General features: G+C 52.0%; 8 protein-coding genes. 1 reads left to right on the top strand and 7 read right to left on the bottom strand.

What is annotated here, in order from left to right; genetic code table 11:
• Positions 1 to 54: 54 nt before the first annotated feature.
• The 6 genes from ACPUC8_RS18605 to wbaP all read right to left on the bottom strand — a co-directional run bounded on the left by ACPUC8_RS18605 (position 55) and on the right by wbaP (position 7614).
• Positions 55 to 807 (bottom strand): glycosyltransferase family 2 protein, encoded by a 753-nt coding sequence (locus ACPUC8_RS18605; RefSeq protein WP_494926981.1) that lies wholly within the window; start codon positions 805 to 807, stop codon positions 55 to 57.
• Between the two features lie 73 nt (positions 808 to 880).
• On the bottom strand, positions 881 to 1798 hold the full coding sequence (locus tag ACPUC8_RS18600) for a glycosyltransferase family 2 protein (RefSeq protein ID WP_039327799.1): 918 nt from the start codon (positions 1796 to 1798) through the stop codon (positions 881 to 883).
• A gap of 331 nt (positions 1799 to 2129) precedes the next feature.
• Positions 2130 to 4307, bottom strand: a complete 2178-nt coding sequence (gene wzc, locus ACPUC8_RS18595; RefSeq protein WP_039327797.1) for a tyrosine-protein kinase Wzc — start codon at positions 4305 to 4307, stop codon at positions 2130 to 2132.
• Between the two features lie 12 nt (positions 4308 to 4319).
• Positions 4320 to 4754: an arsenate reductase/protein-tyrosine-phosphatase family protein gene (locus ACPUC8_RS18590; RefSeq protein WP_039327795.1), complete on the bottom strand. Its 435-nt coding sequence runs from the start codon at positions 4752 to 4754 to the stop codon at positions 4320 to 4322.
• A 9-nt stretch (positions 4755 to 4763) separates the two neighbouring features.
• On the bottom strand, positions 4764 to 5894 hold the full coding sequence (locus ACPUC8_RS18585) for a polysaccharide export protein (RefSeq protein ID WP_102136004.1): 1131 nt from the start codon (positions 5892 to 5894) through the stop codon (positions 4764 to 4766).
• Positions 5895 to 6180: 286 nt separating this feature from the next.
• Positions 6181 to 7614, bottom strand: a complete 1434-nt coding sequence (gene wbaP / locus ACPUC8_RS18580; RefSeq protein WP_039327791.1) for an undecaprenyl-phosphate galactose phosphotransferase WbaP — start codon at positions 7612 to 7614, stop codon at positions 6181 to 6183.
• A gap of 790 nt (positions 7615 to 8404) precedes the next feature.
• On the opposite strand from wbaP, the gene ACPUC8_RS18575 reads away from it, so the two are divergent.
• Positions 8405 to 9970 (top strand): TerC family protein, encoded by a 1566-nt coding sequence (locus ACPUC8_RS18575; protein WP_058973674.1) that lies wholly within the window; start codon positions 8405 to 8407, stop codon positions 9968 to 9970.
• Between the two features lie 98 nt (positions 9971 to 10068).
• On the opposite strand, the gene asmA is transcribed toward ACPUC8_RS18575, so the two are convergent.
• Complete coding sequence (gene asmA, locus ACPUC8_RS18570) at positions 10069 to 11868, bottom strand: outer membrane assembly protein AsmA (RefSeq protein ID WP_039327787.1); 1800 nt, start codon at positions 11866 to 11868, stop codon at positions 10069 to 10071.
• Positions 11869 to 11888: the final 20 nt, after the last annotated feature.

Here is an 11888-nt window from a genome sequence, read left to right as displayed (position 1 = left end):
GACTGGGTTGGACATCTGCAGCCAACGCAGCTAAAGCGCGAAGGACGCTGGGTCTTAGCGATGCTTAAGGGTGAAAAGGACCCCATTCACCATATACCAGCCGTAATAGTAATAGATTTTTAACGGATTGTTTTTATAGATAATTCTTAATAATTCGAGGTGCCATTTCGCCGCTTTATTCTTGTTGCGAGACAGTGAGTCGCCCAGCTCGTAATAGTTGACCAGCGTCTTCTGGATCACCCGAGCTTGTTTGTAGCGGAGGAATAACTCATAGAGGAACAGGAAGTCTTCATGCCCTTTGCGCTGGAAGAAGATGCCCTGCGGGGGACGGCGGAAACACACGGAAGAGAAGCACACGCGATATTGCTTCTTCACGAAGTTTTCCTGCTGCAGATAGGGTTTGCTGTAGAGGATGTCGTGGTCGGCGCTTTTGGTTTTGTAGTGATAATGCGTGATAACAAAATCATCACCTGCGGCAATGGCGGCGGTCTGCTCAGCCAGCTTATCCGCATACCATTCGTCGTCGCTGTCGAGGAACGCAATGATCTCCTCTTTTGCCGCACGCAAACCGACATTGCGGGTTTCCGCTGCGCCGAGGTTCACTTCGTTGTTAAGAATGGTAATGCGCGCGTCGGTGCAGTGTTCACGCACAAACGCTAAAGAATCATCAGTGGACTGATCGTTCACCAGGTAGAGATGCCAGTCGCTGTAAGTCTGCTTGACGATCGACTCAACCGCGCGCAATACCGTTTTACGCGCGTTATACATCGGCATCACGATACCGACGGTGCCAACATGATTTGTCATTTGAATACCCGGAGTGTCAGGAACCAAAAAATTGCCCCCGATGCGGGAGCAAGTGAAAGTCGTTAAAAATGAATCAGGAAACGGCGCGTCCACCCGAGAAGCGCGATTTCACTTTGTCGAGCAAGCGATTCATAAAGTAAGCGCGGTTGTCCCGGTTGGTCAGAAAGAAATAGCGTGCAAAACTGAGGCTCGCCAGCAGTGAATTGCCATCCATCTTGTAGCGCAGCGGCAGCTTGAAAGCTTTGTAGGTATGGATATCACGCGCGGTCAGATGCGGTTTCATGGTATCCAGCCAGAAGAAGGAGTACTTCACCGACTCACCCTTGTGTTTGGAACCAAATTTGGTCACCAGATGGTAGGTGGTCAGCGGCTGGTCAATCATCACAAAGTCATAACCCATGCGATCGGCACGGATGCAGAAGTCATAATCCTGATGGCGAATGTAGCGCGCATCAAAACGGATTTTCTCGGCATCTTCGCGTTTCAACACGATGGTGCTGGTCTGGATAAAGCCATAGCAACCAAAAAGGTACTCCGCCACGGTTTCGTCTTTTCCTGGCGGCTGCATCGGCATCACCTTCAGGAAATGGCCATCCTGGTGAATGTTCACCTGGCTGAAGATCAGGTAATGGGATTTGCCCTGCGCCTCAAGTTTGGTGATGGTGTCATACGCCACCTGCAGTTTGTCTTCACGCCATTCGTCATCGGCATCGAGGAAGCTAATAAAATCTCCTTCTGCCAGTTCGATACCTTTGTTGCGGGCACCAGCACCGTTGAGTTTGACCTGAGAGAGTTCAAGCTTGATATCCAAGCCCTGATAACGCTCACTCTGCACCACCTGCGCCAGTTCGGCCGCATCAGCGGATTTGTCATCAACGATGATGACCTCAAAATTGCGGTAAGTTTGCGCTTTGACACAATCTAACGTTGTGACAATTGACTCCGACGCGTTATACGCGGGAATGACAATTGAGAAGCGGATGTCCTGCATTGCCAGCACCTCTTAAACAGCTGTTCCAGATTTAACGGTAACGCGAGCAGCTATCAGAAAGGAATCGGCTTTGTTCTGAAAAATCATACCGTTATTTCTCTTAACCAATATGCTGTTGCGTTCCATCACGGAAGTTCCTATCGAAGTTTGTGCTGTGTGTATTTTTGACAAAAACCTTCCCCTAAATCATTCGAGTCACAGCAAGGCGGCAAGTCAGCAAAGCACCGGGAGCTTACATCAGTAAGTGACCGGGGTTTGCTGGCGTAGCCAACGCCGCTGTGGCTCAAATTATGACGAGGAAGAAAAAGGGGCGGAAAATCCGCCCCAGTATTTAGCTCTTTGTTTCTTTACCGTATTCGTAGTTGTAGTAGTCATAGCCATAACCGTAGGCATTTGACGCTTTACGAACCACGGCGTTAAGGATGACGCCTTTAATCTCGATGCCGTTCTGCGCGAAGCGCTTGTAGCTGACATCCAGTTCTTTGGTGGTGTTGGTTTCGAAACGCGCCACCATCAACGACGTACCGGCCAGCTTACCGATGATAGAGGCATCGGTGACCGCCAGAATTGGTGGGGTATCAATCAACACCAGGTCATAGTTCTTGCTTGCCCAATCCAGTAACTCACTCATGCGGCGATGCATCAGCAGCTCAGACGGGTTCGGTGGCACCTGGCCACGTGGCAGGAAGTCAAACCCGTAAACGCCCTTCTGAATCATGCTCGGTGAGAACTCGCTCTTGCCGGACAGCACATTGGAGAGACCCAATTTGTTATCCGAACCCAGCAGTTCATGGGTATAGCCGCGACGCATATCACCATCAATGAACAGCACGCGTTGACCGGCTTTCGACACCAGCGTGGCGAGGTTGGCACAGATAAAGGTTTTACCAATACCCGGACTTGCACCGGTGATCATCAGAATGTTGTTTTTCGCTTCCATCATCGCGAAGTGCAGGCTGGTGCGCAGGCTACGAATCGCTTCGATGGAGAGGTCAGTCGGATTACCCAGCGCCAACAGCGTGTTGTGCGGATCACTCTTCTCTTTATGACCGCGACGCGCCAACGCTTCCGTGTCTTTCTTACGTTGCCATTCAGACAGCGGCACGCTGGCATAGACGTTCATGCCCAGCTCTTCCAGCTGCTCTGGGTTTTCAATGCCGTGATGGAACAGCGCTTTCAGCAACACCAGGCCAACGGACAGCATCAGACCCAGAATAAAGCTGGCGATAATGATCAGTGGTTTTTTCGGTGCTACCGGGCTGCCAGCGGTTTCGGCACGGTCGATGATACGCACATCACCCACGGTACTGGCTTTGCTGATACCCAACTCTTGCTGACGGTTCAGCAACTGCATGTAGATTTCCTGGCCTGACTGCACATCACGGGTCAGACGCAGAATCTCTTGCTGGGTTTGCGGCATACCGGCAATTTTCTTGTTCAGCTTTGCCTGCTCATCTTCCAGCGTTTTACGTTTTTCCAGCAGCGCACGGTAAGTCGGGTGATCTTTGGTATAGAGCTGTGACACCTCAGCTTCTTTGAACGTCAGTTCGTTCAACTGGCTCTGTACGCTCACGGAGGAATCCAGCGCTGACTTCGCTTCCAGCGACATATCAACCGATTCGTTCTGGCGGCGATAAGCGTTCAACTTGTTCTCAGCGTCGTCAAGGTTGGCACGTACTTGCGGCAACTGGTTACGTAAGAAGTCGAGGCTCTTTTCAGCCTGTTCAGATTTGCGCTCAACGTTCTGCAGCAGGTAGTTGTTCACAATCTGATTCAGCACGCGGCTGGCTTGATCGGGATCTTCATCCACGAACTCAAGACCCAGTACACCGGTGGTTTTGCCTTTATCCGCGACGGTCAGCGCGCCCAGCACGTTTTTAATCGCCTGCAGGTCGCTGAGTTTCGTGACGTTGAAGCTGGTGCCTTCATCCGCCTGAATACCGCTGACCAGCATGGTCACATCGCCGTGCTGCTCCAGCTGACCGACACGTCCTTTGAACAGCTCATCGCCATCATTGGTCACAGTGTAGGTCTGTGGACCGGTGACTTCGAGTTGCACGGTGCGCTTGTCGATAGACTTAGGAATTTCCAGACGCGAGATAGCGATTTGCGCCGGTTTGTTGCCCATCAGGCGCGACAGACCTTTACCAATCACCGGGAAGTAGTTCTGCTGCACCACAGTATCTAAACCGAGGTCGTCAACCGTCTTACCCAACACCATACGCGATTCAACGATCTGAATTTCAGTATCGGATGCCGGCGTGGTCGGCAATACGTCTTGCAGTTCGTTCAGAACAGAAGCGGTGTTCTTCTGCTCAACCTGCACCATGGCATCGGCACTGTAGATCGGGGTGGCGAACAGTGTGTAGAGCGTTCCCGCCAGCATAAAGAAGGCAGTAACCGCAACAATGATCCAGCGATGATCAATCAGCTGTCCCACAAGATGCGCCAGATCCCATCCATTCGAATCTTCTTTTGGCGCGGTCATAACCTTGTTTTTGATATTCATGGATATTCCCAACTATCGGCTTAGTACGTTGACCCATTTCTGGGTAGCGTTTTCCAGTAACCCGTAGACCTCTTCAAAGGCCTCGCGACTTTTTTTGTACGGATCCGCAATTTCCTGTTGGTTGAGCCAATGCCCAAGCAGCATGGTTTTTCCGCGTGCAGCTGGATCAATGCGATTCACCTGCTCAACGTGGCGCTTCTCCATCACCAGAATCAGGTCATAGTCACGGCACATGCTGGCCGTTAACTGCTGAGCCTGATGACCTTCCAGCGACACGCCGTGTTGAGCGGCGACATCGCTGGCAGTCTGGTCCGCCGGATAGCCCTTCAGAGCGCCAAGCCCTGCAGAAGCCACCCGGGTTTTAGGCAGCGCGCGTTGAAACAGACGCTCCCCGGTGGGGGAGCGGCAAATATTGCCCACGCAAACAACTAACACGGACTTAATCATGCTGAAACCTTAGTTACCCCAGGTACGGAAACGCAGTGCGGCGGAGCTTGCATCATCGATACCGACGATGGTTGGCAACAGCCCAGAAATCACGCGGTTCCAACGGGTAATTGGTGTGGCGGTGACGTAGACGATGTCGTACGGCTCCAGTTGGAATTCGGTGCCCATCACCATGGATGCCGCATCTTTCGTGTTCAGCTGATAGATGTTGGCGATCTTGGTGCGGTTAGCACCACGAATTGGACGAATAACGAATACGCCAGTGGCGTCAGAGGTGGTTTGATCCATACCCTGCGCATTACCCAGCGCTTCGGCCAGCGTCATGCCGCTGCGGTCCATTTTCAGCGTGGCCTGCTGTTTCACTTCGCCCATCACGAAGACTTTCAGATCATCGTTACGTGGCACGTAGAGAATATCGCCCGGATAGAGCAGATGGTTCTGACTCAGGTCGCCGTTTTGCATCAGCGCCTGCAGTGAAATGCGTTGTTCTTTACCTTGATGTGTCAGCACCACATTACGCCAGTCAGCGTCGGCGGCTAAACCACCGGCGGCGTTGACGGCATCCAGTACCGTCAGCGGTACGTTGGTGATTGCCTGCTGACCCGACGTGGTCACCGAACCGGTCACGTAGGTTTTCTGTGAGCGGAATGCCGCCACATTGACGTCAACCTGCGGGCTTTCAATGAACTGCGCAAGACGGCGCGCAATCTCAGCACGGATTTCGGTAACGGTGCGTCCTGCGACGCGCACTTTACCAATGTACGGGTAGAAAATAGTGCCATCGGCCTGTACCCAGTTACCGGTGTCACTGGCGCTACGATACTGACCGGCAGGCGTGGTCAACTCAGGGTGATCCCACACGGTGACGTTCAGCACGTCGCCGATACCTACGCGATATTCGTAGCTCTGAATTTCGGTCTGCAACGCTGGGTTGGCTTGCGCGACCAGCGGCTTAGCACGCATCTGTTCAACCAGACGCGGCGTCATTGGGAAGACGTTTACGTATTTGTCGATGTCAAAGTTGCTATCCTGTTGCTCAATGACATCTTTTCCGCTAGTGGAAAGGTGCGAACCTGGTTCAATGGTGCACCCGGCGAGAAAAGTTGCGGATACCAGTAAAGGTATCAATTTAATTTTCATTATCATCTGATTCTTCGCTATCAGTTAATGATTGATAGAGGCGAAAACGCCGCTGTGTAGCGTCTTATAAAAAATAAAACCTGACGGGTTAAACACTGAAACTGTGGGTCATTATCATTTGCTCCCTTGGTTTTATGTTGTCACCGTGCCTTAGGACGACATCAATTAAAGTGGGTGAATCTCCAGACAACTGAAACACCACACTCTATTCAGGTTGGATAATGGGCACTCCCAACACCGGCATTTCAGACGGGGATAATGATTTCGTCCCCTGCCCTACGTTCTATCAATAAGCGCCGTCGCGTTTTAATACGACACCCACGGTCTTAAACAGAATCGCAATGTCATTCCACAGCGACCAGTTTTTGACATACCACGAATCGAAATAGACGCGCGTTTCATAGTCAACGTCGTTACGACCACTGACTTGCCACAATCCCGTCATGCCTGGTTTCGCCATCAGGTAATAATCAACATCACCGGCATAACGACAGAGTTCGTCTTCAATCACGGGACGTGGGCCCACCAGGCTCATGTCGCCACGCACCACATTCCACAGCTGCGGCAGCTCATCCAGACTGGTTTTACGGATGAAGTGGCCAACTTTGGTAATACGCGGGTCGTTTTTCAGTTTGAAATCTTTATCCCACTCCGCACGTGCGACCGGGTCGGTACGCAGTACTTCTTCCAACACCTCTTTCGAGTTGATGACCATCGAGCGGAATTTAAGGCATTTGAACTTGCGACCGTTCAGACCAACACGTTCATGACCGTAAATCGGTGGGCCGCCATCGCGTCCGACCATAAAACCGAGAACCAGCAGCGCCGGCGACAGCGCAATGATGATGCCGAGTGCACCAACAATGTCGAAAGCCCGTTTCAGGAAGCGCGACGTGCGTTTCGCCAGATTGTTATTCACGCGCAGAATCATCACTTCATGACTAAAGATGTAAGCCATATCGGTACCGTACAGCGGTACGCCGCGTAATGTTGGAATCACAGAGACGGAGCGGCAGTTATGCATGGCCAGCATTTTCAGCCAGTTGTCACGGTGCTGACTCTGTTCAAACTCCACTGCCACAATGAACTGCGTCTCACTGTGGGTCAGCTGCCATAGCTCTTGCTCGTTATGCAGTACCGGCACACCGGAGATGCTGGCCTGCGGGCAGCTGCCGTCAACGTCGAAAAAGGCAATCACATCAAAACCCATCACCTCTTCACTTTGCAGTGCCTGCCAGGCTTCCTGGGCATTACGGCTGCTGCCGATGATGATGGTTTGTTTTTTCCACATGCCGAAGTGGTTAAGCACGCGTTTTGAAATAGCACGGGCAATCGGAATCAAAATCAACGCCAGAATCCAGGTAATAACCCAAACAAAGCGTGACATCTGCCATTGCGATAACGCCGAAATTGACAAATCGATGACAGAGAAAATAAGAATGGTACGAAAGATCTCTTTCAACTCGAACCAGAACGGCTTGCGATAGGTATAATGACGCAGGCGGACCCAGAACCAGCCGGTACAAATAACCGAAAGACAGACGTGGGTGGCAATTTTTAAATTCAGGTATTTTTCAGAAATATCTGCCAGTGGAGAGTTAGTGAACGAATTAATCAACGCCAGTGCAATAAACAATGCCGCGTTGAAACAAATTAAATCCGAGCACGCCAGTAAAATTTTTGTGAGGAGACTTTTATATGTAATTTCTTTATCGCGCATATTTAACTCTTTTATTTTATTTCCTTAATCCCTAACGCCTCTGCCCTGTGTAATAAATGAGCGATATATCTACTGCAATCAGTGAGGCAATCTGCGGCGAACTCTCCGGTATTACGCCAATTCTCTATTTAGTAAAGCCAAAGAATTGTAATAAATACCAACAGATTAGTCTGACTTCCCTTGCCACAACCCCAGACATATTCTGAACAAAGAAAAGCACTTCGGGAACGCTACCGCCCTTGGCTGTCGCTGCCAATACCGCTACCAAGACATCTATTTTCATCGCACGCAGTCAGATTATTCTTAGCCGGAAACAGGCTTATCCTGTGCACGATCACAATTCACAACATCAAGAAGCTAAACAGCGCGCTATTAACAACATCGGCGCAGACATTTACTAACACGTTGCTATACTAGTTATTACTGGCTTGTTTACAAGTAGGCCCCGTGTTCCCTGCACTATTTTAGGAAAAAGACTACCAGCCATAAGTATTGATGCCATCCCTTTCAGCCCTTTCCTGCATAAAATTCAGATTAATTCGATACTCAGCTTCAGAGCGCTTCGCATTAAAAACGTACGCCTGGATGCGTGATTCGCAATTAATAGTGACAATCACCTTGCTGAGATGTTTATCCATACTTTCATCTTATCGGTGAATTGTGACGACTAAGATTATGCCTAATCCTCAAGTCAACCCGATGGTGCGGGCGTTAATGCCTGTTTGTACCTTGTGGGTCGATTTACTATCATCAGACAAAACGCATTTTCAGACATTCAGGTGATGAAAGCATGATGGAGTGGATCCTTGATCCTTCGCTCTGGGCAGGATTAGTGACGCTAATCGTTCTTGAGCTGGTGTTGGGTATTGATAACCTGGTTTTCATTGCTATTTTGGTGGAAAAATTACCGCCGACACTGCGCGACCGCGCCCGAGTGGTCGGCCTGCTGCTGGCGTTAATGCTGCGGCTGGTGCTGCTGGCCTCCCTTTCGTGGCTGGTGACACTCACCCAACCGCTGTTTTCCCTGTGGCAACATAATTTCAGCGCACGCGATCTCCTGCTGCTCTCCGGTGGTCTGTTTCTTCTTTATAAAGCCACCACCGAACTCAACAGTCGCCTGGAAGGCGGTGATGAGGAGAATGGTCAAAGTAAGAACGGTGCTAAATTCTGGCCAGTGATAGCGCAAATTGTGGTGCTGGATGCCATCTTCTCGCTGGATGCGGTGATTACCGCCGTGGGCATGGTAAATGAGCTGCCAGTGATGATGGCGGCGGTGACGGTGGCGATCTTGCTGATGCTGCTGGCCAGCAAGCCGCTGACGCGCTTTGTCAACAACCACCCTACCATTGTGATCCTCTGCCTTAGCTTCCTGTTGATGATTGGCTTCAGCCTGGTGGCCGAAGGATTAGGCTTTATTATTCCTAAGGGCTATCTGTATGCGGCCATTGGCTTCTCGATTCTGATTGAGATGTTTAATCAGCTGGCGCTGTTTAATCGTCGCCGCTTTCTCACCGCCGGGCGCCCGCTGCGTCAGCGCACTTCTGAAGCGGTGCTGCGTATTCTGCGTGGCGAAGCGCAACGGGCTGAACTGGATGCCGACACCGCCTCATTACTGAGCGATCACCAAGAAGGCGAGCTATTTAATCGCCAGGAACGCCGCATGATTGCGCGCGTATTGGGATTAGGCCAACGCCATATCAGCAGCATCATGACATCGCGCCACGATATTGAGCATATCGACCTGAGTGAAGATCCTGCGGCCATCATGGCGAAGCTGGACAGCAATCAGCATACGCGCATTCTGGTGACGGAACGGGGGCAGGATCCACTCGGCGTGGTGCACGTCATTGATCTGCTGCATCAGTCTTTACACAGCAACCAGCTGGATTTGCGCGCGCTGATACGCCAGCCGCTGATTTTCCCTGAACGATTGACGTTATTGCAGGCGCTGGAGCAGTTCCGCCACGCCAGAACCCACTTCGCCTTTGTAGTGGATGAGTTCGGTTCCGTGGAAGGGGTGGTGACGCTGAGCGATCTGATGGAGACCATTGCGGGCAATCTGCCCAATGAAGGCGAAGAGATTGATGCACGCTATGACATTCAACCGCTCCCGCACGGAGGTTGGGTGGCTAACGGTCATATCCCGCTGGAGGATTTAGCCGCCTATGTGCGTCTGCCGCTGGATGAAAAAGGCAATTACCATACGCTGGCGGGTTTCCTGATGGACAGTTTGCAGCATGTGCCTGAAGAGGGTGAAGAGTTGCAGGTGGGAGATTATTTGTTAAGAACGTTGCAGGTCGAAAATCATCGGGTGCAGAAGGTGGAGATTGTGCCAGGTTCAGATACCGCGCAATAAATTGCGCCGCTACGGTACGAGCATCATTTGTGTAGCGGCGCGATTTATCGCGCGGTAGTGCACAATTTCGTAGGGTGCGCATTTATGCGCACCAGGTATTACGGCTGTTTCGCTGGCTGCTGGCGGTCAAGCCACTCGTTCAAACGCGACTTCGCTTCGCTCTGCAACTGCTGACGCACCACATCGTCCACTGGCAATGAATACTGCAAATTATTCCAGCCGCCGTACATACGCAGCGGAATGGTTTGCGAGTTCAACAGACCGGCCAGCTTGTCGTCACCTTTCCAGCCGCGCAGCATCATATTAATGGTCACGTCGAGTTGTTGGTTCACGACATCAATACTGCCCTTGGTCTGCACCGCCAGTCGGCTACTGCCACCCTGCAGGTCCGGCATGACAATTTTCCCCTGCTGCAAGCTAATACGTCCGCTCAGTTGCTGAATGCCCTGATCGTCCGGTTCATCATTACTCACGCGATTGCTGACGCGCGACACTGCGCGGCGCACCATCTGCTGCAAATTCAACTGCGACAGTTGCAGGTTGGTGGCTTCCATTTCCGCACTGCCCTGCCAGTTACGTTTGGCTTCCTCCACGCTTAAGCCCGCGCCACTGAGATTGCCCTTCATTGAGACCGTGCCTTGCAGGCTCTCAGGTAACTCTAAGGCTTTCATCAGCGGTGCTATGCTGATGTTCTCAATTTCTGGCTGTAACGCGACCTGCGTCACCGGTTGGCGAATATCCACTGAGCCAGGCAAAGAGAAATGACCGTCGCCGATTTTGCCCTGCAGCTTACTCAGCGTCATCAGACCTTCCTGATTGCTGGCATCAATTTGCAGGTTCGTCAGCGTCAGCCCACGCCATACGCCGCTGTCCGCATTGAGACTCAGAGTCAGATCCATCAAATTCAGCGGGGAATCCGCATTTTCCCGGTTGCGCGGCTCGGCAATAACCGGCGTGCGGATCACGCTGGCGTGCTGCGCCGTGCTGTTATCGCTGGCTGGCGCGCTGGCCATCAGGTTGTCGAGATTTAATGTGGTGGCATGCAGCGCCAGGTTAAGCTGTTGTGGCAGGGTTAAGCGCCCTTCTGCCGAACCATCCAGCGTGCTGTCGTTGGCCGTCAGTTGCATCTTCTGCATTGAAAACTGCTGCTTATCACCGTTCCATTCTCCCTGCCCGCTCAGCGTACCTTTGATGCCCTGCGGTGGCAGATTGGCGCCATCCAGCGTGTAATCCAGCTCATCTAGCTGGCCCACTAACCGATGTGGATACTGCGCCACATTCATCTGGCCTTTGAGATTGACGCTGACGTTACGCTGATTACGCGAAATACGCGTGGCAAGTTCAATGCTGGCGTTTTTGCTGGCATCCTGATCGAGATTCAGATTGAGATTGCGGAAGTTGTACTCTTCACCGCCCGGTTGCTGCCAGATGAGCAGACTGTCGGCGACGCGAAGTTTTGCGATATCAAATGACCAACCATTTGTGCCCGTACTCACCGGTTCCGCGTCACGCGGCCCCACCGGAGAGCCACTGATTTTTTGCGGAGCACTATCCGGCGTGGCACGAATCACGGCATTCTTCAGCATCACCTGGCTGACGCTCAACTGATGTGACAACAGCGGCCAGAGGTTCACATCCAGCCGCATGTTTTCTGCGGTGACCATCGGCTGGCTGGCGCCCGGTGCGGTCAGGCTCATGCGTCCGGCGAGGATACTGAGTTGCGGCCAGACGTGCCAGCGCAGATCGCCGCTTACTTCAAGCTGATAACCGCTGCGCTGCTGTACCTGTTGCACCATATAGGTACGAAAGTCGTTGGGATTGACCAGCAACACCAGTGCCGTCATGCCCGCGACCACCACCACTAACAGGATGGCCAGCGTCGTTATCAGTCTCTTCATAATCCCTCAGTTACCGTGTT

The organism is Pantoea sp. CFCC18177 (genome assembly GCF_059412425.1).
Note: the sequence above shows the minus strand (reverse complement) of the source record. Positions and strands in the feature narration are given on the sequence as shown.